We start from the raw sequence: 21,960 nt of genomic DNA on the forward strand, positions 1-21,960 counted from the left end.
GGAGACACGCGATGCAGACGTCGATCTACCACGAGGAGCACGAGGCGTTCCGGCAGTCGGTGCGGGCCTTCCTCCAGAAGCAGGTCGTCCCGCACTTCCCCGACTGGGAGGCGGCCGGGCTCGTCCCGCACGAGGTCTACCAGAAGCTGGGGGACCTCGGAATGCTCGGCCTCCGCGTGCCGACGGAGTACGGCGGTGGCGGCGAGGACGGCTTCCTCTACTCGTCGGTGTGGTCGGAGGAGTGCAGCAGGGCGGGCGTCTCGCTCGGTGGCGCGGCGACGCACATGAACCTCGTCATCCCCTACATCCTGCGCCAGGGAACCGAGGAGCAGAAGAAGCGCTGGCTGCCCGACATGGTCGCGGGCCGGCGGATGGGCGCCATCGCGATGACCGAGCCGGGCACCGGCTCGGACCTGGCCGGCATCCGCACGACGGCGCGGCTCGAAGGCGACCACTGGGTGCTGTCCGGCGGCAAGACCTTCATCAGCGGCGGCATCAACGCCGACCTGGTGGTCGTCGTGGCGCGCACCAGCGAGAACGCCGACCGGCGGGTGGGCCTCTCCCTCCTCGTCGTCGACGCCAACAGCGAAGGCTTCAGCCGGGGCCGCAACCTGGAGAAGATCGGGCTCAAGGCCACCGACACGGCCGAACTCTTCTTCGACGACGTCATCGTCCCCGCGGACCACCTCCTCGGCAAGGAGGGCCAGGCCTTCCGCTACCTCGCGCACAACCTGGTGCAGGAGCGGCTCGGCATCGCCCTCGGCGCCCAGGTCTCGGCCGAGAAGGCACTGCGGATCACGGTCTCCTACGTCAAGGACCGCAAGGCGTTCGGCCAGCCCGTGTCGTCCTTCCAGAACACGAAGTTCAAGCTCGCCTCCTGCCACGTGGAGGTGACCGCCGGGCGCGCCCTGCTCGACCAGGCCATGCGCGCGCACGAGGCCGGCGAGCTCGCCGCCGCCGAGGCGTCAACGGTCAAGGTCTACTGCACCGAGATGCAGAACCGGGTGATCGACCGGTGCCTGCAGCTGCACGGCGGGTACGGGTTCATGCGGGAGTACGAGATCGCCCGGATGTACACCGATGCGCGCATCTCCCGAATCTACGGTGGCACCAACGAGGTCCAGCGCGTCATCATCGCCAAGGCACTGGGACTGTAGGGGCGAGCGGGAGGTCCGACCATCGAGCTGCAGCAACTCCGCTACTTCGTCGCGGTCGCCGAGGCGCGAAGCATCAGCGGCGCGGGGACGACGCTCGACGTGACCCAGTCGACCATCTCCCAGTCGGTGCACGCGCTCGAGAAGGAGCTCGGCGCCGTCCTGTTCCACCGGACCGGCCGGGGCATAACGCTGACCTCGGCCGGCCACGGCCTGCTCGGTCCCGCACGCAGGATCCTGCGCGAGACCCGGCAGGCCGAGGCCGCGGTCTCCGCCGATCCGCGCCGCGGCGCGCCGCGGCTCGACATCGCGGCCCTGCCTCCGGCGCTCAACGGTCCGCTGGCCGAGGTCCTCGCGGCGTTCCTGCGGTCGAACCCCGGGACGGTCGTGCACGTCCACGACCTCGGCTCGGACCAGGAAGCCGTCGAGGTGCTCGCCTCCGGCACGGCGGAGATCGTCGCGACCCGCCTCCCGCTCAACGTCGGACGCACCGGCGACCGGCTCGCGACGTTGCCCCTCGGTGCGTACGACGTCTACGTCGCCCACCCCCCAAGCCCCGGGGAGGAACCGGCCGCCGCCGGCCATGAGCCACCGATCGGCCTCACCGAGTTGCACGACGTACCGCTCGTCCTGATGCCGCCGCGGCCGATCCTGTCCGCCAGCATGGAGGCGATGATCGAGGAGAGCGGCCCGCATCTCGTCCGGCGGGCGGTCGTCGGGCAGCGGGAGACCCGCACCGCCTGGATGCTGGAGGGCATCGCGGCGACGCTGCTCGGTTCACGGCGGGCGGCGGAGGCGGCACGGTGCGGCGCACGCCTGGCCCCGTTGCGGGGGGCCACCGGTCTCACGGTCGGTCTGGCGTGGGATCCCCGGACGGCGTCGCCGGTGGCGCGCCTCTTCGTGGCCTCCGCGTACGCGGCGACAGCGCGATCTCCAGCAGCGCCCGCGCCGCCGGCGCCGGCGGCTCCGGCCGATGGGCCAGCCCGATCCGGCGGAACACCGGCGGATCCAGGGACCTGAGCTCCGCGTCCGGGAGGAGCCGTTCGGCGACGGCCCGCGACACGAAGGTGACCAGGACGTCCTGACCCACGAGATCCCACAGCAGCTGGCGCTGCGCGCTGCGCACCCGTGGCTCCCCCAGCACCTCGGCCATGGTCCGCTCGCTGGCCGTCCGGCCGCCGGGCACCCGTGCGAGCACGCCCGACGGCAGGTCCGGGACCAGCGCGCGCGGCAACGGGTCCGGGAGTCCCGCGGCCAGGCCGGGGCCGGCCGCGATGACCAGCTCCTCCTGTTCCAGCTCGACGGTCTCGAGGGAGGCCTTGTGGACGGGGAGCTCGACCAGCCCGATCTCGGCCGCACCGTCCCCGATCTCGGTCAGCACGGCCGGGACCGACCCGGGCTCGGAGACATGCACCTGCAGGCCCGGGTGGGCGTCCAGCAGGCGCTTGACCCAGGGGCCGAGCGGGTGGATCGCCAGGGTCGAGGTCGCCGCGACGGTGAGCCGCCCGGCGTCGAGCCGCGCCACCCGGTCGACCCGGGCCCGTGCCTCCTCGACCTCGGCGAGGACGGACCGGGCCCGGACCTCGAGCTCGCGGCCGGCGTCGGTGAGCTGGAGCCCCCGCCCGACGCGCTCGAACAGGCTGACCCCGAGACGCTGCTCGAGCGTGCGCAGCGCCTGCGAGACCGACGGCTGCGCGACGTACAGTGCCTCCGCGGCGCGGGTGACACCGCCGTGGTCGATGATCGCCACAAAGAACCGGAAAAGCCGCAGATCAACACCCATACGGCAGCATAAGTCACCCGGTGGCACCGCGAAGAACCCATAGGTTCCGGCAATCGCGGCGACCGGGATCAGGTCTTTGTCACCGATCGCCACCGGCGACAGAGTGCAGCCATGAGCCTCGTGCCCAGCAGCTCCGGGACCTGGCCGGCCTGCGCCGCGCAGGCCGGGTGACCACCCACGACCCCGCTGTCGCCACGTCCCGGCACGGCGGCGAGAGGACCACGCCCTGATGACCACTCCGCTCTCCACCGACGGATCCTGCTCCGGCCGGGTCGCCATCGTGACCGGTGCTGGTCGCGGTCTCGGCGCCGAGTACGCCCGCCGCCTCGCCCGCGCGGGCGCCGCCGTCGTCGTGAACGACCTGGGGGTCGGCCTCGACGGCGCGGCCGACGGTACGGCGCCCGCCGACGAGGTGGTCGCCGAGATCCGCGCAGCCGGTGGGCAGGCCGTCGCCAGCGGCCACGACATCTCCTCCTGGAAAGAGGCCGAGCAGCTCGTCGGGCTGGCCGTCGGCACCTTCGGCGATCTCGACATCCTGGTCAACAACGCCGGGGTGCTGCGCGACCGGACGATCACCCGCATGACGGAGGCCGAGTGGGACTCGGTGATCCAGGTGCACCTCAAGGGCACCTTCGCCACCACCCACCACGCCGCGAACCACTGGCGCAAGCGGCACGGCGCGCACCCCGAGCGCGCGGGCCGCCTGATCAACACGACCTCCGTCTCCGGCCTTTTCGGCAACGTCGGCCAGGCCAACTACTCGGCCGCCAAGGCCGGCATCGCCGCCATGACGATCGTCGCCTCCCTCGAACTGGGCCGCTACGGCGTCACCGCGAACTGCGTCTCGCCGGGTGCCGCGACCCGGATGACCGCCACGCTCGGTGGTGACCGCGACCCCGACGACCCGACCCGCTCCCCCGGCTTCCCCGCCGCGGTGGTCGAGTGGCTCGCGTCGCGCCACTCCGACGGCGTGACCGGCCGGGTGTTCCTGACCTCCGGCAAGCGCCTGTCGGTGGCCGAGGGCTGGGAGCACGGCACCCCCGCAACGCCGAGCGAGGACCTCACCGAGCTCGACGCGACCCTGCGCGGCCTCCTGGCGGCGGCCCGGCCCAACGCCGGCATGCGGGGCTGAGCCGATGCTCGACCGCACTGCGCCCGGCGCGCGCACCGCCGCCGACCGCGGCGAGCCGCTGCCGCACCCGCGGGTGGCCGGATGAGCGGCGAACCCAAGCCCGTCCCCCGGCCGACGCCCGAGACGCGGCCCTACTGGGAGGCGACCCGGCGCCGTGAGCTGGTCCACCACCGCTGCGACGGCTGCGGTGCCGGCTCGCAGCATCCGCGGGCGGTCTGCGCCTGCGGTTCGACGGACCTGACCTGGACTTCCTGCACCGGGCGCGGCCGGCTGTTCTCCTACGTCGTGGTGCACCGGCTCGAGCCGGTCTTCGCCGACGAGGCGCCCTTCGTGCTGGCCATCGTGGAGCTCGAGGAAGGCGTTCGGCTGACCACCCGCCTCGTGGACGTGCCGGCCGACCCGGCCGCTCTCCCCCTCGACATGGACGTCGAGCTCCGCTGGCTCGAGCGCGGGGACGTGAACCTTCCGGTGTTCGCACCGGCCGGACCGGCGGGAGCGTGATGGACGCGATCATCATCGGCGCGGCGGAGACCGACGTGCTCGGCCGCAACCCCGACCAGTCCGTGCTGGGCCTGAACGTCGAGGGCGGCCTGCGCGCGCTCTCCGACGCCGGCCTGGAGCCGGGCCAGATCGACGGCGTCGCCGGCGCCTACTCCCCCCACGGTGTCGCCCACGCCCTCGGGATCACGCCTCGCTGGGTCGACTCCACCAATGTCGGTGGCTGCTCCTTCCTGATGCACGTGCGCCACGCCGCGGCGGCGATCGCCGCGGGGCACGCCACCCGGGTGCTGGTCACCCACGGCGAGTCCGGCCGGTCACGGGCCGGCACGGTGCCGCGGCCTCGGGACCCGCGGTCGTGGACCGGCCAGTTCGAGGAGCCGTACGGCGCCAGGCCGCCGTACACCCGTTTCACCCTTCCCGCCCTGCGCTACCTCCACGACAACGGTCTCGACGAGACCGCGCTGGCGCAGGTCGTCGTTGCACAACGTGGCTGGTCCTCCCGGGTACCGCGGGCCGGGCGGCGGGCCCTGATGACCGTCGGCGAAGTGCTGGCGGCACCGGTCCTCGCGTGGCCGTTCACCGTCCCGATGGTCTGCATGCTGACCGACGGCGGCGGCGGGCTGGTCGTCACCGCGTCCCGGCACGCCACGCCGGAGCAGCTCCGGCGGTCCGTGCGGGTGCTCGGCACCGGTGAGAGCTCCGACCCTCTCCTGGTGGCCCAGGTGCCCGACCCGGCCGGCGACTCCGCGGCCCGGCGCGCCGCCGACGACGCCTTCGCGGAGGCGCGGATCGAGCGGTCCGAGATCGGCCACGTCATGGTGTACGACGCCTTCGCGCACCTGCCGCTGATCGGGCTGGAATGCCTCGGGCTGGCACCGGTGGGCAGGGCGGCCGAGCTGGTCGCCGCCGGCGAGACCGCTCCGGGCGGCTCCCTCCCGCTCAACACCAACGGAGGCGGCCTGGCCTACACCCACACCGGGATGTACGGCATGTTCGCCATCCAGGAAGCCGTCCGCCAGCTGCGCCACGAGGCCGCGGCCCAGGTGCCCGGCGTGAGCACGAGCGCCGTCCTCGGGTACGGCGGGATGTTCACGGCCTCCTCCGTCCTCATCCTCGCGCGAGACTGAAACCACTACGGGAGGCCCACGGTGCGCAGCTTCTTCGAGTACGCCGGCAACGACCCGGCCCGGGTCGCCGTCGTCCACACCGACGGTCAGCAGGTCACCTACGGCGAGCTGGGGGACGACGCCAACCGGATCGGCAACTTCCTCTGGGACCGCGGGCTCTCTTCCGGGGACACCGTCGCCTGCCTCCTGCCGAACTCCTACCAGCTGATGGCGGTGGTCCGGGGCGCGACGCAGCTCCCGCTCTACCTCACTCCCGTCAACTGGCACCTGACGGCGGCGGAGATCGCCTACATCCTGGGCGACTCCGGGGCGAAGGTCCTCTTCACCGCCGATCCGTTCGTCGAGCTCGCCGGGAAGGCCGCCGCCGAGGCCGGGCTGCCGGCCGAGGCGGTCGTCGTCCTCGCGGTCGCGCCGGCGGGCGGCGCGTCGCGCCTGACCGGCCCGGTCGCCGCGGCGCCCGCGACGCCCCCGCGCGACCGGGGGGCCGGCAACCGCATGCTCTACACCTCCGGCACGACCGGCCGTCCCAAGGGCGTACGACGCCCGCTGCGCGGGATCAGTCCGGCCGAGGCCGCCGGTGCGGCCCTGGCCCGGGCCCGTCGCTACGGCGCGGACCATGAGGACGGGGTGTTCCTCGGGCTGGCCCCGATGTATCACGCCTCGCCGCTCGCCTACGCCGACCAGGCGCTCGACGTCGGTCACCGGGTGGTGCTGCTCGAGCGATGGAACCGCGAGCGGGTGCTCGAGGCGATCGCCGAGCACGGCGTGACGTGGCTCTACCTCGTCCCGCTGATGATGCAGGAACTCGTCGCCCTGCCCGAGGACGAGCGCGCCGCGCTCCGGATGGGGAGCATCCGGTCCATCGTGCACACCGCCGCGCCGTGCCCCCCGCACGTCAAGCAGGCCATGATCGACTGGCTCGGTCCGGTGCTGGTCGAGATCTACGGCGGCACCGAGGGGTCGGCCACGGTGATCACATCGGAGGAGTGGCTCACCCACGTCGGCAGTGTCGGGCGCCCGCTGCCCCACGTGAGCCTGCGGATCCTGGACGAGGACCGCAACGAGGTGCCGGTCGGCCAGGTCGGCACCGTGTACTTCAAGAACGAGGAGCTCGCGTTCGTCTACCTCGGTGATCCCGAGAAGACGGCCACGTCACGCCTGGACGGGCACGTCACGCTCGGCGACCTCGGCCGGCTCGACGAGGACGGTTACCTGTACCTCTCGGACCGGGCGGTCGACCTGATCATCAGCGGGGGCGTGAACATCTATCCCGCGGAGATCGAGCACGCGCTGCTGGAGCTCCCGGGGGTGACCGACGCGTGCGTCGTCGGCCGGCCGGACGAGAAGTGGGGCGAGAGCGTGCACGCGGTCGTGGTCGTCGACCGCTCAGGCACCCACGACGAGGTCGCGGCGTCGCTGGCGGCCGAGCTCCGCGCCCGCATCGCCGGCTACAAGATCCCGCGCAGCTGGGCGTTCGTGGAGGCGCTTCCGCGGTCGGCGGCGGGAAAGCTGCTGCGCCGCGAGGTACGGGAGAGCGCCGCGCGGCGGTAGATTCCATTCAGCAAAGATAGATTCGAATGAATAGAACAATGATGAGGAAGGTGCCCGTGCGCGCGCTGGTCTGGGACGGAACAGGTCTCCACGTCGACTCGACCATCGACGTCCGCCCGCCGGGCCCGGGTGAGGTCGCCGTCGACATCACCATGGCCGGCCTGTGCCACAGCGACCTCAGCCCGATGGAGGGCCGCATCCCCCAGCCCACGCCGGCCATCCTCGGCCACGAGGCCGTCGGCGTGGTCACCGCCGCGGGCCCCGGCACCGACGTACCCGTGGGGCAGCGGGTCGTGCTCACCGTGCTGCGCCGGTGCGGCGAGTGCCGCCACTGCCGCGAAGGCCGGCCGACCCTCTGCCCCGCTTCCGGCCGGCCCGTCGCCAGCCCGTTCTCCCGCGACGGCGACGTCGTGCACCAATTCGTCAAGCTCGGCGCCTTCGCCGAACGGATCGTGGTGGCCCAGGAGCAGGTCATCGCGATGCCCGCGGAGATCCCCGACCCGGTCGCCGCCATGCTCGGATGCGCCACGGTCACCGCATTCGGTGCCGTGGAGGACCGCGCCCGGCTCCGGGCCGGCGAGTCCGTGCTCGTGACCGGTGCCGGCGGGATCGGCCTGAACACGATCCTCGCCGCCAGGGCGGCCGGCGCGGAACGCATCGTGGCCGTCGACCGCAACCCGGCGAAAGAGCAGATCGCCCGCACGTGCGGGGCGACCGACTTCATCGTCCCGAGCGACCCGGCGCAGATCGCCCCGGCCGTGCGGGCGCTGATGCCCGGTGGCGTGGACACCGCGTTCGAGTGCGCCGGCCACACCGGGCTCCTCGACGCCGCGATCAAGTCCCTCGCCTGGGGCGGACGGGTCGTCGTGCTCGGGCTGCCGCCGACCGGTGCGACCCTCGACCTCGAGGTGCGCGACCTGTTCCACGACAAGTCCCTGCTCGGCTGCCGCATGGGCTCGGTCGACCCGCACCGGAAGCTGCCCGACCTCGCCGAGCGCGTCCTTCGCGGCGAGCTCGACCTGACCCCGCTCGTGTCGGCGGTCGTGCCCATGGCGGGCGCGGCCCGGCTCGTCGACGACCTCCGCAACGGCCGCATCGACCGCGGCTTCATCCGATTCGGGAGAGCCTCGTGACCACGACCACCCACCACCACCTGATCGCCGGCGACCCGCTGAGCACCGCCACGACGTACGACGTCACCGACCCCTACACCGAGCAGGTCATCGCCGTCGTCGCCGACGGTGACCGCACCGCGGCCGACGCCGCCGCGGCCGCCGCCGCCGCGGCCCGCGACGCCTGGGCGGCGACCCCGGTCGAGACCCGCCGCCGGGTGATCGGCCGCGCCGGCGAGCTACTCGAAGACCGGCGCGACGAGCTCGTCGACCTGGCCATCGCCGACACCGGCGCCCGCCGGGCCGTCGCCGAGGAGACCCAGGTCGACGCGGCGCTGGCCCGGCTCCGGCACTGGTCCACCCGGTCCGCGGACCTGCTCACCGTCCCGGCGAAGCCCGTGGCGGCCGGCCTCGCGGGGACGGTCACGCGCACGCCGGTCGGCGTGGTCGGCTGCATCAGCCCCTACAACTTCCCGCTGCTCGCGATGGTCGGGAAGGTCGCGCCCGCCCTGTTCGCCGGCAACACCGTGGTGATGAAGCCGGCCCCGCAGGACCCGCTGCTCGTCATCGCGCTCACCGAGGCGCTCAACGCGGCCCTGCGGGCGGAAGGCGCACCGGCGGGTGCGGTCAACCTGGTGACGGGCGCGGGCGCCGAGCCCGGTGCCGCGCTGGTCGACCACCCCGAGGTCGGTGCGATCAGCTTCACCGGCAGCACGGCGGTCGGCACCGAGATCTACCGGTCGGCGGCACCCGGCATGAAGCGGCTCCTCCTCGAACTCGGCGGCAAGGGCGCGCTCGTCGTCCGGGCCGACGCGGACCTCGACGCCGTCGTCGCCGCCGCGACGCGGGCGTGGACCGTCCACTCCGGGCAGATCTGCCTGACGCCCTCCCGCGTCATCGTCGACGCCTCGCTACACGACGAGCTCGTCGGGCGGCTGCGCACCACGCTGGGCGGCCTCGTGCACGGCGACCCGCGGGACCCCGCGACGACCACCGTCCCACTGATCAGCGAGGTCCAGCGCGACCGCGTCGCCGCGCTGGTGGCCGGTGCCCGCGCCGACGGCGGGACGGTGCACACCGCGGCGAACGTCCCGGACCACGGCTACTTCCACCCCGCCACCCTCGTGACGGGCGTCGGCCCGGAAACGACGGTCATGCAGGAGGAGGCGTTCGGCCCGGTCGTCTGCGTCACCCCGACGTCCTCGGACGACGAGGCGGTCGCCATCGCCAACTCGACGCGCTACGGGCTGACCGACCAGGTCTACTCGCGCGACCTGGACGCGGCGCGCCGCGTGGCCGACCGGCTGGCCGCCGCCCAGGTCGGCATCAACACCTGCGCCCGGCGGGGAGACCTCCCGTTCGGCGGCACCAAGGCCAGCGGCCTCGGACGCAGCGGCGGCACCTACGCCCTCGACTCCTACACCGAACTCCGCGCGACGGTACATCCGGCCGGCTGACGGCGGGCGGCAAAGGTCGCCCCGAGGGGGTGCGGAGACGAGCCCACGGGGGTACCCGCCCCGGACGCGCGGTTCACCGGTCGAGGATCAGGCGTGGTGAGCGGCACCGGGAGACGCAGGGGAACATCGTCTTCCCGGCGTCGCGCTCGGCCTGGGTCAGGACCGAGTCGCGATGCTCCACCTCCCCCTCGATCACCGCCGTCTCGCACGAGCCGCAGACGCCCTCCAGGCAGGAACTGGGGACGGGCACGCCACCTTCCTCCAGGACGGAGAGCACGCTGCGGTCCGCGGGGACGTGCAGCGTGACCCCGGACCTCTGCAACACGACGTCGAAGGCGCCAGGCTCGGCCGTCGCGGGCGGTGCCAGGGGGCTGAAGCGCTCCAGGTGCAGGCCGGGCACCCGTTCCTCCATCGCGGTCAGCAGCGGCTCGGGACCACAGCAGTACACGGTGACCGGCCCGTCCGCCCCGGGGATTTCGCGCGCCTCGGCCAGGGCGGCGTCCAGGTCGAGCGGGCCGTGCTCGTCCTGCGGCCGGACGGTGACGTGCTCGCCGTACCTGGCGAGTTCGGCCAGGAAGGCCATCGACGCCCGGGTGCGCCCGCCGTACAGCAGCCGCCACGGTGCGCCGGCCGCGGCGACGGCGTGGACCATGGGCAGTAGCGGTGTGATGCCGATACCGCCCGCCACGAACAGGTAGCGGTCGGCCTGGACCAGCGGGAAGTTGTTGCGCGGGCCGGCGTAGCGCACGAGCGAGCCGGGCCGCAGCGAGTCGTGCACGTGGGCCGACCCGCCGCGGCTCGGGTCCGCCCGGAGCACGGCGACCCGCCACCGGAGGCGGTCGGCGGGGTCGCCGCACAGGGAGTACTGCCGGGTGGGGGCGCCGCCGGGGATCAGGTCGATGTGCGCGCCGGGTGACCAGCGGGGCAGCGCGGAGACGTCGGGTGAGGTCAGCGTGACCGAGAGGACGCCGTCGGCCTCCCAGGTCAGCGACCGTACGAGCAGGGTGCTGGTGTTCATCCGATCATGAAGGCGGCCGCGTCCAGCCGGATCAACGCCTCTTCCTCGGTGAACGCCACGCCGACCGGGTCCTGGCCGGCCGCCACGGCGTCGATCTGCCGCTTGAGGAACCGGCGGAGCATGACGATGCCCCGGTCGGTGGTGGCCAGGTGCTCGGCGGCGTGGTCGGTGATGTCGCCCTGGCTCTTCTGGGCTTCGTAGTCGCCGGGCATGCGCTGGTGCTCCGCCTCGTCGAGGTCGGCCCAGGGGCGGCCCTCGAAGCGGGTGCGGATCTTCGCGATCGCTTCGGGGTTCCTGGTGCGGAACACCGTGTAGACGCGGAACGCGGTGTCGTCCAGGGGCACGACCCAGCCGATGGAGTCGGCGGGGCCGAACACGTCGAGCAGGGGGTTGGGGACGATCCGCAGGTTCGGCAGGGCGACCTCGGTGCGGCGGCGGTAGGTCCGCCCGTCGTCGAGCCTGCGGTCCTGGACGCTGCGGACGCCGTGGGCGGTGAGCTCGAACTCCACCTCGGGCAGGACGCCCATCTCGCTGGCGAGCTGCACGCCGGAGAACGAGCCGTGCAGGACGGGCACGTGGAACGGGTCCACCACGTTCTCCCAGTGCTGCAGCCAGTTGAAGTCCACGATGGTGGGGCCGCCGGCGCCGATGCTGCGGTCGTCGGGGTACAGTTCCTCGCCCTCCGCCAGGTCCTCGAAGATCGAGAAGCGCGGGAAGACGGGCATGCGGTCCGGCGGGCCCATGTAGGCGAAGATCAGCCCGGCCCACTCGTGCAGCGGGTACCACGGCTGGCGGATGCGGTCGCGGTGGCGTCCGCCCTCCGGTTCGCAGGGCTGGTCGAGGCAGGAGCCGTCGGCGCCGAACAGCCACCCGTGGTAGCAGCACCGGATGCCGTCGTCCTCGACCTTGCCGTAGTAGAGCGAGGCGCCGCGGTGCGCGCAGTTGGGGTGGACCAGTCCCGGTACGCCCTTGCGGGTGCGGAACAGGATGAGGTCCTCGCCGAGAATACTGATCCTGCGCGGGGTGGTCGTGGCGTCGCCCGCCATCCCGACCGGCTGCCAGTAGCGGCGCAGCAGCTCGCCGGCCGGGGTGCCGGGCCCGACGTGGGTCAGCTCGGAGTTGTGGGAGGGGGCGGGACGGCCATAGGCGGTTTCCGTCGGCATGCGGGCTCCTTCGTGCCGGTGAAAGAACAGAGATCGAGTTCTCGGGGCTCCCCGGACATCGCGATCGCCGGAACGCGTACGTCAGGCGGTCGCGATGCGTCCCCTTGCGTCGCCGGGCCCGGTGGCCCGGCGCACCCCGTGTCCGGGGTGCCGTCAGGCCGGTGCGGCGGCCGCGGCGCGCGGAGTGGCCCGGATGAGCCGGGTCAGCCCCGCGAGCAGTTCGCGCAGCAGCCCTTCGGTCACCTCGTCGTGGCCGAGGGTTCCGGCGGAGTCGAACCGTTCGTGCGAGCGGAACAGCATGATCTCGGGCTGCGCGACGACCGGTGCCTGGATGCGGTGGAGCACCTGGCGCAGGACCACCTGGGCGCGCGCGGTGCCGAACTGGGACGGGGACGCCCCCAGGATGGCGACGGGCCGGCCGCGGAGGCTGGAGTCCTCGACGGGGCGGGACAGCCAGTCGAGGGCGTTCATGAGCACCCCGGGGATGGCGGAGTTGTACTCGGGGGTGGCGATGACGATTCCGTCCGCCGCCCGGACGCGCCGGCGCAGGTCGGCCACCGGGGCGGGGACGTGTTCGCGCTCGTGGTCCTGGTCGAAGGGGGGCAGCGCGCGCAGGCCGTCGTAGAGGTCGAGGGTGACGCCGGGCGGGGTCAGGGCTTGCAGGGCGCGGAGCAGGCCGGTGTTGTGGGAGGTGCGCCGCAGGCTGCCGGAGATCGCGACGATGGTCAGGGGGGGCATGGCTGCCGGTCCTTTCTCGGGGTGCCGCCGCGGTGCCGGGACCCGGGCGGCTCGTTCGCTCGCTCTGCCTCGCGGGTGACGGGTTCGCCCGGCCGCCGTCACGCCGGGTCGCCGGACACCTCCGCGGGGTCGGGTGTGATGTCGTAGGAGATCCGGCCGGCCGGCAGGTAGAACAGGGCGATCAGCGCGCCCCCGCGGACTTCCGGGTAGTGGTGGCTGCCGGGCCCGGGTGCGGTCCAGCCCGTTCCCTGCCAGCCCCGCGGGCCCATGAGCCGGGCGCCCGGGTCGATGGGCACGACCAGGTTCAGCTCTCCGTACGGATGCGCGTGGTATTGGCCGCGATAGCGGTCCACGCTGTCCATGTAAACGGCGGTGATGCTGAAGTAGAAGGTGTCCTCCGAAGGGTCGGCGATGCGGCTGCGCCGGTAGCGGGGGCCGTCGACTTCGACATTGGCCGCCCAGCCCTCTTCCAGGACACCGATCTTGATCAGCCGTGCCAGTTCCGCATAGAGCTCGCTGCCCGCCGGGTAGGTGTGGTTGAGCCAGGATTCCAGCTCCTCCCCCGCGGTACGGTTCTTGACCTCGTCCAGGAACGAGATGCTGTGCTCGATGAGTGCGAGCCTGCTGTTCATCGCTGTCCTTTCCAGGTCCCGGTGGGGCGCGTGAAGAGATGGCCGGAAACGGGTGTGCGCGCCGGCGGGACGCGGAGATCGGGGTGGTTGCGCATGAGTTTGGCAGTGGGTTTCGTTACAGTCAATGGATGTAACCCAAAAATCTGGGGATGGCCCCCGCCCCGGCTATCCTTGGCGAGGAGGTTCACAGATGAGCACCAGCGACAAGGGCGACGGCGAGCGTCCGGCGTCCCGTGGTGGGCCGACCGGCACCCGTACCCCGCGCGCCGGCGGCCGGCCCCGCGACCCCGCGATCGAGAGCGCGATCATCGAGGCGGCGCGCAACCGGCTGGCCACCGACGGCTACTCGCAGATGACCATCGGGGACATCGCGACCGACGCCGGCGTTACCCGCCCGACGCTGTACCGCCGCTGGTCGAACAAGTACGACCTGGTCATCGATGCGCTCAAGTACGGGTTGCGCATGCAGCGCGAGTCCTATCCCGCCATGGACTGGGATCGGCTGGAGCCGGTCGAGGCCCTCAAGGAGGCCGTCCGCCGCCTGGACCCCCGTTACAACAACAAGGCCGCCATGGCCCTCCACGGAAACTTCATGGGAGAGGCCGAGCGGGAACCGGGCCTGCTGGAACAACTGCGCGAGCACGGCGTGCGGCCCCGCTGCGCCGAACTGCTCACCACGTTGCAGGCACTGCAAGAACGCGGCGCCGTACGCCCGGACGCCGACCTGGACATCGTCGTGACCATGTGCTTCGGCAGCTTCTTCGCGGACTACCTGCGCACGGGCGAGAGCCCGGGCGCCGATTTCGCCGAGCGCATCGTCGAGACCGTCTGGCCCGTGATAGCCGCCGACGCCAACAGCGCCCCTCCCGACGACACCGGCGTGGACGGCTGACCCGCACCGGAACGGATGCGCCGCCGACCCGCGGCCGGTGAGAACGGTCCGCGAGCGGCGGGTCCAGGAGACCGGTCGCCGAGTGGCGGCGAGGCCCGGAGACCGGTCCGTGCCGGCGGGGCATGAGCCCCGCCGGCACGAGCGGCGCCACCTACTCGCCGCTCCTCGCCGCCGACCGCTCCTGCGGGACGGGCGGCGGCCCGGACGGGGGCCCGGCGGGCCGCCCCTTCCGGCCGGCCGGGTAGGTGTACGGCCCGAGCAGCAGGAAGAGCGCGGCGGTGACCACCAGGGCACCCCCGCAGATCCAGAACGCCGCGGCGTAGCTGCCGAAGTTGTCGTAACACGCGGCGAACAGGAGTCCCCCCGCGCTGGCCCCGAGCACGAAGATCGCGAACATGACCCCGTAGATCTGGCCGAAGCTCCGCAGCCCGAAGTACCGGCTGGTGAGGTAGCTGGCCAGGTCGACCTCGAGCCCGATGGCCAGGCCGAGGAAGACGGCTCCCAGGATGGGCGAGGCACCGGTACCGATCAGCAGGAACGCCACCACGGGGAGGAGTTGCTGCGCCAGCGCGACGCTGGGCCCGTGGTACCGGTCCAGCAGCATCCCGGCGACCGGCCGCCCGATGAGCGAGGCGATGCCGACCGGGATGAGCACGGCCGCGGCGGCGGCGCCCGTCATCCCCAGGTCCGTGAGCATCGGGATGAGGTGCGTCATGCTGCCGTTCAGGGAGACGGAGGCGACGAACGTCGCCACCGCGAGGATCCAGAACGACCTCATCCGCAGGGCCTGGCGGCGGTCGACACCGGACGGCTCGCCGGCCGCGGCCGTGCCGGGTGCCGTAAGGGAGACGCGCCCGGCGAGGGCGAGTTGCTGCCGCTCCTGCGCGTTCGGCTCGCGGATGACCAGCAGCCACGGGGGCAGGGCGAGGACCAGGAGGAGCACCGCCAGGCCCACGTAGGCGCCCCGCCAGCCGACGTGGTCGATGAGGAACTGCGTGTACTGCGGTATCAGCGAGGTGCCCAGCCCGATGCCGCAGACGGCGATGCCGATCGCCAGTCCTCGCCGCGCGTCGAACCAGCTGGCGACGGCCTTGGTGTAGGCGGGTGGCTGCTGGGCCGCGCCGAGCAGGGAGACCAGGATCGAGAGGGCGTAGAACACCAGCAGGGAGTCGGGGGTGAGCGACAGCAGCGCGATGCTGCCGGCGAAGGGGCCGATGGCCGAGATCATCACCCGGCGCAGCCCGAACCGGTCGATCAGGTACCCGAAGAGCAGCACCCCCAGGGCGGCCACCGGCCCGCCGAGGCTCTTCGCGCCGCTGACTTCGGTGCGGCTCCAGCCGAATTCGCCGCCGAGCTCCTTCATGAACAGCCCGACGGTCTGCAGGACCAGCGGTGAGGCGCTCACGGTCAGCGCCGCGGTACTCCCGCCGACCACGAGCCATGATCTTGTCGTGAGGGTGGTGGACGCCACGAGATTCTCCCGTCGCCGTAGGGGGTTGAGGCTTCGCCTGGAGCTCCGGCCGGCGGGCACCCGGAGTCGGCCCGTCCGATGTGGATCGTCACCGTGGGGCCGGCGGTGGTGCCCTGCCGGACCGGACACCGTTGTCACAGCGGCCCAGGACTTCGTGGACAACGCAGGTCCCCTGAGGCGCGCCTCTCAGGGAGCAGAACCGCAGGTCGGGCCGTATGCGCCGCGCGAGCGCCCCGCCCGCCGGCCGTCCTCCGGCGTTGTGCGCTCATCTTCCACGCGCAGTGAGTTACAGTCAATACTTGTAATTTAACTTCGCGACACGTAGCTTTCCCCGACCGGCAACCAGGCCACCAGGACCTTCCCCCGGCACCCGGCGCCCTGGCTCCGGCGACCGAGGAGGGTTTTCATTACAAGTATTGACCGTAACTTAACTACCTGGCACCATCTGACCCCGACCCTTCGGCAAAGGAGACCCGATGGACGTCCGCGAAGCGCTTTACACCACAAGAATGATGCGGCGGATGCGCCCGGATCCCATTCCCCTGGAAACGCAGTGTCGCATCCTCGATGCGGCGATCCGCGCACCCAACGGAGGCAATACCCAGCGCTGGCACTTCCTGGTCGTCGATGACCGGGAACACAAGGAGAAGCTGGCCGAGCTCTACCGGGAATGCCGGGAGCGGGAATACCAGGAAATCGCGGCCGGCCTCATGGGCAGGTCGTTGCACGGAGACGACGAAGAGCGCGCCGAAACGCTCCGGAAGATCAAAGCCTCCGGCAAGTACTTCACCGACCACTTCGCCGAGATACCGCTGCTGATATTCGTCTTCTCCATCGACGATCACGGTGGGGCGAACATCTATCCGGCGATCTGGAGCACGTTCCTCGCCGCCCGCGCCGAAGGGGTCGGCGGCGTCATGTCGACCGTCCTGCGGTATGCCGAGGACACGGTCACCGACATGCTGCACGTACCGGTGGAACAGGGCTGGCGCATGACGGCGATGCTCGCCTTCGGCTACCCGCTCGGCAGGTGGGGAGTAGCGGCCAACCGCCGCCCCGTCCACGAGGTGGCCTCGCGCAACCACTGGGGCCAGCCGTTCGGCGCGGAGATCCCCGCCCCCCTGTGGAGCGGCCCCACCGAACCTGCCGGCACGCAGCACAACGCCTGACACGAACTGCCGCATTCTCCCTCGCTCTGGGAGAATGCGGCGCAATGCCCATAGACCGTCTTGAGCGCGCCCGGGTCTCCCTCCAGGGCCTGGCCCTGGGTGACGCGCTCGGTTCCCAGTTCTTCGTTCCCGCCAACCGCCATCTGCCGGCCGCCCGCGAGCTCCCGCCCGCACCGTGGTCGTGGACCGACGACACCGAGATGGCCTGCGTCATCGTCACCGAGCTGGCCGCCGGCGACGGCCTGATCGACCAGGACCGGCTGATCGCCGGGTTCGCCGGACGCTACGACTTCGACCGCGGCTACGGGCCGTCCACCAACCGGTTCCTGCGCCGGGTGCGGGACGGGGAGGACTGGCGGCTGCTGCTGGGCGAGTTGTTCGACGGCCAGGGCTCGTGGGGCAACGGCGCCGCCATGCGCGTCGCCCCGCTCGGCGCCTACCACGCCGGTGACCCGGAGCAGGCCGCCCGCCAGGCGGCGCTGTCGGCAACCGTGACGCACACCCACCCCGAGGCGGTCGCCGGAGCGATCGCCGTGGCCGTCGCCGCCTGCCTCGTCGCCGCCGGGGAGACCTCTCCCGGCCCGCTGCTCGACACGGTCCTGCGGCACGTGCCGCCCGGGCGGGTCCGCGACGGGATCCGGCGAGCACGCGGGCTGCTGCCCCTGCGCGACCCGGAGGCGGCGGCGCGCGAGCTCGGCAACGGGCGCGACGTCAGCGCCCACGGCACCGTCCCCTTCACCCTGTGGGCGGCCGCGACCCGCCTGCGCGACTTCCCCGAGGCCGTCTGGGCCGCAGTCCGGGCCGGCGGCGACGTCGACACCACCTGCGCCATCGTCGCGGGCGTCGTCGCCGCCCGCCTCGGCTTCCACGACCTTCCCCTGACATGGATCCGGGCGGCGGAACCCCTGCCCCCGTGGGCCGGACAGGGACCTACCGTGGGTTCCCATGAGCGACGAGACTGAGCCGAAGCTCCTCTCCAACCGGTGAGCCGACGCGGTGGGGCCGGGCACCGGGATCGACCGTGACCACTGCGTGTGCCTCGACCCGCGCCGGGAACGGCAGCAAGCACGCCTCCGCCTCCACGACGAGCACCAGGACACCTCGGCGCCGGGATGGCTGCGCCTGCTGGAACTGGTCGAGGAGGCGGCCGCCGACGGGCGCGAGGTGTTCCGGCCGTTGACGGAGTTGAGCCCGGACGAGCGGCGGCAGATCGTCACGCTGCCGCCGACCATCGCCAGACTGACGGCGGTGAAACACCTGGTGCTGTACGGCAGCAACCTGGTACGCATCCCCCCGCAGATCGGGGCGATGACCGCCCTGGAGGAGTTCAGCCCCTACACCTCCTACCGCCTGCACTGGTTCCCCTACGAGATCACCCGCTGCCCGAACCTGACCCGCAGCACAGTCAGCACCCGCGCCCTGTACGGCAACTTCAAGTACCGCTCGCCCTTCCCCGAGCTCCAGCCGGAGCCGGTCCCGCCCGGCGACCGGGGAGCCGCGTGCAGCGTGTGCGACGAGCCGATCGGCCAGGCCGGCGCCCACCAGGTGTGGATCTCCCTGCGAGTCGCCACCGACGTCCTGCCGCTGCTGGTCAACGCCTGCTCACCGGCTTGCGTCCAGGCGCTCCCCCGGCCCGCCGAGGACTACGTCCCCACCCCGCACGCCGGCGGCCCCGAGGTTGTCCAGCCCGGCGGCAGGTGGTGATGATCAGCCGGAGGTCCGGCTTCTAGAGTGGCGGCGTGTCCAGTCAGTGCATTCTGGTCGTGGAGGACGAACCGGCCATCGCCGGTGCGGTGGCCGAGCGGTTGCGGGCCGAGGGCTTCGAGGTCGTGCTCGCCGCCGACGGGCCCGGCGCCGTCGATCGGTTCCGTGACCGCCTGCCGGACCTCGTCGTTCTCGACGTCATGCTGCCCGGGTTCGACGGGCTGGAGGTGTGCCGGCGGATCCAGGCCGAACGTCCCGTGCCGGTGCTGATGCTCACCGCGCGCGGGGACGAGATCGACGAGCTGGTCGGGCTGGGCGTCGGTGCCGACGACTACCTCACCAAGCCGTTCAGCATGCGGGTGCTGGTGGCGCGGGTGCGCGCGCTGCTGCGGCGGGTCGAGCGGCTGCGGGCCGAACCGCACCCGGTGGTCCGGCTGGGCGGCCTGGAGGTGGACCGGGCGGCGCGCCGTGTCCGCCGGGACGGGGAGCGGGTGCACCTGACGCCGACGGAGTTCGAACTGCTCGCCTTCCTGGCCGGCTCCCCCGGCACCGTGTTCTCCCGCGCGCAACTCCTGGAACGGATCTGGGACTGGGCGGACGAGTCGGGGACGCGCACGGTCGACAGCCATGTGAAGGCGCTGCGCCGCAAGCTCGGCGGCGAGGTCATCCGGACCGCGCACGGCGTGGGGTACGCGCTAGAGGTCCCGGAATGATCCCCCGCCCGCTGGATCCGCTCCGCTCGATCAAGCTCAAGCTGGGCCTGCTGGTCGTCGCCAGCACCTGCGCCACCGCGCTGGTCCTCAAGGAGGCGCTGGAGGCGGGCGTCCGGGGCCGGTACGCCCTCGTGGTCGCCGTGCTCGCCTCGCTCGTGGTCACCCAGGTGCTGGCGCACGGCATGACGTCGCCGCTGCGGCACATGACCGCGGTGGCGCGGGCGATGGCGGCGGGCCGCCACGACCGCCGGGTGCGGGCGAGTTCCCGCGACGAGGTCGGCGAGCTGGCCCGCGCCTTCAACACCATGGCCGACGAGCTGGCCGAGGTGGAACGGCGGCGGCGCGACTTCATCGCGAACGTCTCCCACGAGCTGCGGACCCCGATCAGCGCCCTGCACGCGCAGTTGGAGAACATCGCGGACGGGGTGACGCCGGTCCGGCCGGACACGCTGCGGGTCGCGCTGGACCAGACCGAACGGCTCGGGCGGCTGGTGACGCAGTTGCTCGACCTGTCCCGGGTGGACGGGGGCGGCGCGCTCCTGGACCGCACCCGGTTCGACGTCCGGCCGTTCCTGGACGCGGCGGTGGAGCAGGCCCGGGCCGCGCACCCGCGGGTCCGCTTCAGCGCCGACGCCCCGCCCGGCCTGACCGTGTCGGCCGACCGGGACCGGCTGCACCAGGTGGTGGCCAACCTGCTGGACAACGCCGCCCGGCACGGCCGGGGCACCGTGACCGTCACGGCGCGGGCGGGCCTGGTCCTGGAGGTGACCGACGACGGGCCGGGCATCCCGCGAGGCGAGCGGGACCGGGTGTTCGAGCGGTTCTCCCGGGGCGGCTCCTACGGCGCCGACGGCGGCACCGGCCTCGGGCTGGCCATCGCCCGCTGGGCGGTGGACCTGCACGGCGGGCGCATCGAGGTGGTCGATGCGGCGCGCGGCTGCCGGATCCGGGCCGTCATCCCGGACTGATCTTCACAACTCCTCCACGGGACCCGCACCGGACCCCCGCCAACGGTGATCACCCGGCCGGTATCCAGGTGACGGACCCGATCCGGAGGAGTGAGCTCATGCACGTCAAAATGATCCTGCCCGCGCTGACCGAGGCGACGTCGCCGTTCTTCCGGCCGATCAAGTACTCGCTGTTCCCGCCGCTCGGGCTGGCCACGCTGGCCGGCTACCTGGACCCCGACGACGAGGTGACGATCACCGACGAGCACGTGCAGCAGGTCGACACCTCCGACGAACCCGACCTGGTGGTGATCCAGGTCTACATCACCTCGGCGCGCCGCGCCTACGAGCTGGCCGACCACTACCGGGCCAGGGGCGTCCACGTCTGCCTGGGCGGCCTGCACGTGACCTCGCTGCCGGAGGAGGCCGCCCGCCACGCCGACACGATCTTCTGCGGGCCGGGTGAGGACACCTGGCCGCGGTTCCTGGCCGACCTGCGCGCCGGGCGGCCGGCCCCCCGGTACGACTCCGCCGAGCGCACCCTGGCCGGGCTGCCGCCGATCCGCCGCGACCTGATCGACCGGCGCCGCTACCTGGTGCCGAACTCGATCGTGGTCTCCCGCGGCTGCCCGCACGTCTGCGACTTCTGCTACAAGGAAGCGTTCTTTGAGGGCGGCAAGTCGTTCTACACCCAGACCGTGGACGACGCGCTGGCCGAGATCGACCGGCTGCCCGGCCGGCACCTGTACTTCCTGGACGACCACCTGTTCGGCAACGCCCGCTTCGCCGGGGCCCTGTTCGACGGGATGCGCGGGATGGGCCGGCTCTGGCAGGCGGCCGGGACGGTCCAGGCGGTGCTGCGTCCCGGCCTGCTGGAGAAGGCCGTCGAGGCCGGGCTGCGCAGCCTGTTCGTCGGCTTCGAGACGGTCAACTCCGGCAACCTCACCGAGCAGCGCAAGTGGCAGAACATCGACCGGGACTACGGCGCGGTGATCCGGCGGTTGCACGACCACGGGGTCATGGTCAACGGCAGTTTCGTCTTCGGGATGGACCACGACGACCCCGACGTGTTCGCCCGCACCGTCGACTGGGCGGTCGGCCACGGGGTGGAGACCGCGACCTTCCACATCCTCACCCCCTACCCCGGCACCCGGTTGTACGACCGGATGGCCGGGGCCGACCGGATGCTGCATTCGGACTGGGACCGCTACGACACCCGCACCGTCGTCTTCAAGCCGGCCCGGATGACCGCCCGCCAGCTCGAGGACGGCTACTGGCGGGCCTACCGCGACTTCTACCGCTGGGGTTCCATCGTGCGCGGCGCCGCCACCAAGCCGACCCTGGCCGGCAAGCTGCGGCACGCCGCCTACGCGGGCGGCTGGAAGAAGTTCGAACCCGCCTGGGACCTGCTCATCCGGGCGAAGCGGGCCGGCCGCGCCCTGCCCGTCCTGGAGACGGTCCTCGCGGGCGGCTCCCGGTCGCGGGAGGTGGCGGGGCGGCCTCGCACCCTCGACCTCGTTCCCCGGGTTTCCGCGAGCCGCGTCCGCCAGGCGGAGGGCGAGCGGTCGCGCTGAGATCCGCCGCGGGGGCCGGCGTGTTCGGGCTCTCCCGCCCGCCGGCCGCAGGGATCCCGTCAGGTGACGCGGCGTCCCGTCCGCGGAAAGGGCCGGCCACACGCGCCCGTGGCCGGCTGCCG

Annotated in this window: 20 protein-coding genes and 1 pseudogene; 15 read left to right on the top strand and 6 right to left on the bottom strand. The window is 72.7% G+C overall.

Annotated elements, in window-relative coordinates:
* The first annotated feature begins 11 nt into the window (after nucleotides 1-11).
* A complete protein-coding gene (locus tag DPM19_RS33815) occupies nucleotides 12-1,157 on the top strand; it encodes an acyl-CoA dehydrogenase family protein (protein WP_111872177.1) in 1,146 nt (381 codons plus the stop codon).
* A 27-nt stretch (nucleotides 1,158-1,184) separates the two neighbouring features.
* Nucleotides 1,185-2,174, top strand: coding sequence for a LysR family transcriptional regulator (locus tag DPM19_RS36660; protein ID WP_267900940.1), 990 nt, complete (start codon nucleotides 1,185-1,187; stop codon nucleotides 2,172-2,174).
* Here the strand turns inward: DPM19_RS36660 and DPM19_RS33825 are convergent.
* Nucleotides 2,140-3,216: pseudogene (locus DPM19_RS33825) on the bottom strand (LysR family transcriptional regulator); the annotation flags it as partial. The gene DPM19_RS36660 and the pseudogene DPM19_RS33825 sit on opposite strands and share 35 nt — an antisense overlap.
* Between DPM19_RS33825 and DPM19_RS33830 the strand changes: the two are divergent.
* The 6 genes from DPM19_RS33830 to DPM19_RS33855 all read left to right on the top strand — a co-directional run bounded on the left by DPM19_RS33830 (nucleotide 3,167) and on the right by DPM19_RS33855 (nucleotide 9,817).
* Entirely contained in the window at nucleotides 3,167-4,069 is a 903-nt protein-coding gene (locus DPM19_RS33830; RefSeq protein ID WP_111872179.1) for an SDR family NAD(P)-dependent oxidoreductase, read from the top strand. The pseudogene DPM19_RS33825 and the gene DPM19_RS33830 overlap by 50 nt on opposite strands.
* Before the next feature lie 81 nt (nucleotides 4,070-4,150).
* Nucleotides 4,151-4,570, top strand: coding sequence for a Zn-ribbon domain-containing OB-fold protein (locus DPM19_RS33835; protein ID WP_111872180.1), 420 nt, complete (start codon nucleotides 4,151-4,153; stop codon nucleotides 4,568-4,570).
* Nucleotides 4,570-5,697 carry a thiolase C-terminal domain-containing protein gene (locus DPM19_RS33840; protein WP_111872181.1) on the top strand — a complete coding sequence of 376 codons (1,128 nt, stop codon included), beginning with the start codon at nucleotides 4,570-4,572 and terminating at the stop codon, nucleotides 5,695-5,697. Before DPM19_RS33835 ends, DPM19_RS33840 begins: the two co-directional genes overlap by 1 nt.
* 21 nt (nucleotides 5,698-5,718) lie before the next feature.
* Nucleotides 5,719-7,248 carry an AMP-binding protein gene (locus tag DPM19_RS33845; RefSeq protein WP_111872182.1) on the top strand — a complete coding sequence of 510 codons (1,530 nt, stop codon included), beginning with the start codon at nucleotides 5,719-5,721 and terminating at the stop codon, nucleotides 7,246-7,248.
* 38 nt (nucleotides 7,249-7,286) lie between these two features.
* The gene (locus DPM19_RS33850; protein WP_158566980.1) at nucleotides 7,287-8,381 is read left to right on the top strand and encodes a zinc-binding dehydrogenase; all 1,095 of its coding nucleotides are present in this window, start codon (nucleotides 7,287-7,289) and stop codon (nucleotides 8,379-8,381) included.
* Nucleotides 8,378-9,817, top strand: coding sequence for an aldehyde dehydrogenase family protein (locus DPM19_RS33855; protein WP_158566982.1), 1,440 nt, complete (start codon nucleotides 8,378-8,380; stop codon nucleotides 9,815-9,817). The genes DPM19_RS33850 and DPM19_RS33855 overlap by 4 nt, the downstream gene beginning before the upstream one ends.
* A 73-nt stretch (nucleotides 9,818-9,890) precedes the next feature.
* On the opposite strand, the gene DPM19_RS33860 is transcribed toward DPM19_RS33855, so the two are convergent.
* From DPM19_RS33860 to DPM19_RS33875, 4 genes are all read right to left on the bottom strand, one after another.
* Nucleotides 9,891-10,835, bottom strand: a complete 945-nt coding sequence (locus DPM19_RS33860; RefSeq protein WP_111872185.1) for a PDR/VanB family oxidoreductase — start codon at nucleotides 10,833-10,835, stop codon at nucleotides 9,891-9,893.
* Nucleotides 10,832-11,998, bottom strand: a complete 1,167-nt coding sequence (locus DPM19_RS33865; RefSeq protein ID WP_111872186.1) for an aromatic ring-hydroxylating dioxygenase subunit alpha — start codon at nucleotides 11,996-11,998, stop codon at nucleotides 10,832-10,834. The genes DPM19_RS33860 and DPM19_RS33865 overlap by 4 nt, the downstream gene beginning before the upstream one ends.
* Nucleotides 11,999-12,151: 153 nt before the next feature.
* Entirely contained in the window at nucleotides 12,152-12,736 is a 585-nt protein-coding gene (locus DPM19_RS33870; RefSeq protein WP_111872187.1) for an NADPH-dependent FMN reductase, read from the bottom strand.
* A gap of 98 nt (nucleotides 12,737-12,834) precedes the next feature.
* On the bottom strand, nucleotides 12,835-13,368 hold the full coding sequence (locus tag DPM19_RS33875; RefSeq protein ID WP_111872188.1) for a DUF4863 family protein: 534 nt from the start codon (nucleotides 13,366-13,368) through the stop codon (nucleotides 12,835-12,837).
* 190 nt (nucleotides 13,369-13,558) lie between these two features.
* Between DPM19_RS33875 and DPM19_RS33880 the strand changes: the two genes are divergently transcribed.
* Nucleotides 13,559-14,260 carry a TetR/AcrR family transcriptional regulator gene (locus DPM19_RS33880; protein WP_111872189.1) on the top strand — a complete coding sequence of 234 codons (702 nt, stop codon included), beginning with the start codon at nucleotides 13,559-13,561 and terminating at the stop codon, nucleotides 14,258-14,260.
* Between the two features lie 151 nt (nucleotides 14,261-14,411).
* Here the strand turns inward: DPM19_RS33880 and DPM19_RS33885 are convergent, their stop codons facing one another.
* Nucleotides 14,412-15,731, bottom strand: coding sequence for an MFS transporter (locus DPM19_RS33885; RefSeq protein ID WP_158566984.1), 1,320 nt, complete (start codon nucleotides 15,729-15,731; stop codon nucleotides 14,412-14,414).
* 476 nt (nucleotides 15,732-16,207) lie between these two features.
* On the opposite strand from DPM19_RS33885, the gene DPM19_RS33890 reads away from it, so the two are divergent.
* The 6 genes from DPM19_RS33890 (at nucleotide 16,208) to DPM19_RS33915 (ending at nucleotide 21,838) form a co-directional block, all read left to right on the top strand.
* On the top strand, nucleotides 16,208-16,900 hold the full coding sequence (locus tag DPM19_RS33890; RefSeq protein WP_111872191.1) for a nitroreductase family protein: 693 nt from the start codon (nucleotides 16,208-16,210) through the stop codon (nucleotides 16,898-16,900).
* Nucleotides 16,901-16,944: 44 nt separating this feature from the next.
* Nucleotides 16,945-17,862, top strand: coding sequence for an ADP-ribosylglycohydrolase family protein (locus DPM19_RS33895; protein WP_111872192.1), 918 nt, complete (start codon nucleotides 16,945-16,947; stop codon nucleotides 17,860-17,862).
* A gap of 34 nt (nucleotides 17,863-17,896) precedes the next feature.
* Complete coding sequence (locus DPM19_RS33900) at nucleotides 17,897-18,604, top strand: hypothetical protein (protein WP_199485432.1); 708 nt, start codon at nucleotides 17,897-17,899, stop codon at nucleotides 18,602-18,604.
* 35 nt (nucleotides 18,605-18,639) lie between these two features.
* On the top strand, nucleotides 18,640-19,317 hold the full coding sequence (locus tag DPM19_RS33905) for a response regulator transcription factor (RefSeq protein ID WP_111872193.1): 678 nt from the start codon (nucleotides 18,640-18,642) through the stop codon (nucleotides 19,315-19,317).
* Nucleotides 19,314-20,285 carry a HAMP domain-containing sensor histidine kinase gene (locus DPM19_RS33910; RefSeq protein WP_111872194.1) on the top strand — a complete coding sequence of 324 codons (972 nt, stop codon included), beginning with the start codon at nucleotides 19,314-19,316 and terminating at the stop codon, nucleotides 20,283-20,285. Before DPM19_RS33905 ends, DPM19_RS33910 begins: the two co-directional genes overlap by 4 nt.
* A gap of 98 nt (nucleotides 20,286-20,383) precedes the next feature.
* Nucleotides 20,384-21,838, top strand: a complete 1,455-nt coding sequence (locus DPM19_RS33915; RefSeq protein ID WP_111872195.1) for a B12-binding domain-containing radical SAM protein — start codon at nucleotides 20,384-20,386, stop codon at nucleotides 21,836-21,838.
* The last annotated feature ends 122 nt before the right edge of the window (nucleotides 21,839-21,960 follow it).

The sequence above is a fragment of the Actinomadura craniellae genome, assembly GCF_003289645.1.
GTDB lineage: Bacteria > Actinomycetota > Actinomycetes > Streptosporangiales > Streptosporangiaceae > Actinomadura_D > Actinomadura_D craniellae.

Coding starts and splice junctions, on each gene's coding strand:
- DPM19_RS33890 (WP_111872191.1), top strand. CDS start 16,208: ATGGACGTCCGCGAAGCGCTTTACACCACAAGAATGATGCGGCGGATG.
- DPM19_RS33840 (WP_111872181.1), top strand. CDS start 4,570: ATGGACGCGATCATCATCGGCGCGGCGGAGACCGACGTGCTCGGCCGC.
- DPM19_RS33910 (WP_111872194.1), top strand. CDS start 19,314: ATGATCCCCCGCCCGCTGGATCCGCTCCGCTCGATCAAGCTCAAGCTG.
- DPM19_RS33870 (WP_111872187.1), bottom strand. CDS start 12,736: ATGCCCCCCCTGACCATCGTCGCGATCTCCGGCAGCCTGCGGCGCACC.
- DPM19_RS33830 (WP_111872179.1), top strand. CDS start 3,167: ATGACCACTCCGCTCTCCACCGACGGATCCTGCTCCGGCCGGGTCGCC.
- DPM19_RS33815 (WP_111872177.1), top strand. CDS start 12: ATGCAGACGTCGATCTACCACGAGGAGCACGAGGCGTTCCGGCAGTCG.
- DPM19_RS33875 (WP_111872188.1), bottom strand. CDS start 13,368: ATGAACAGCAGGCTCGCACTCATCGAGCACAGCATCTCGTTCCTGGAC.
- DPM19_RS33915 (WP_111872195.1), top strand. CDS start 20,384: ATGCACGTCAAAATGATCCTGCCCGCGCTGACCGAGGCGACGTCGCCG.
- DPM19_RS33880 (WP_111872189.1), top strand. CDS start 13,559: ATGAGCACCAGCGACAAGGGCGACGGCGAGCGTCCGGCGTCCCGTGGT.
- DPM19_RS33860 (WP_111872185.1), bottom strand. CDS start 10,835: ATGAACACCAGCACCCTGCTCGTACGGTCGCTGACCTGGGAGGCCGAC.
- DPM19_RS33850 (WP_158566980.1), top strand. CDS start 7,287: ATGATGAGGAAGGTGCCCGTGCGCGCGCTGGTCTGGGACGGAACAGGT.
- DPM19_RS33835 (WP_111872180.1), top strand. CDS start 4,151: ATGAGCGGCGAACCCAAGCCCGTCCCCCGGCCGACGCCCGAGACGCGG.
- DPM19_RS33865 (WP_111872186.1), bottom strand. CDS start 11,998: ATGCCGACGGAAACCGCCTATGGCCGTCCCGCCCCCTCCCACAACTCC.
- DPM19_RS33895 (WP_111872192.1), top strand. CDS start 16,945: ATGCCCATAGACCGTCTTGAGCGCGCCCGGGTCTCCCTCCAGGGCCTG.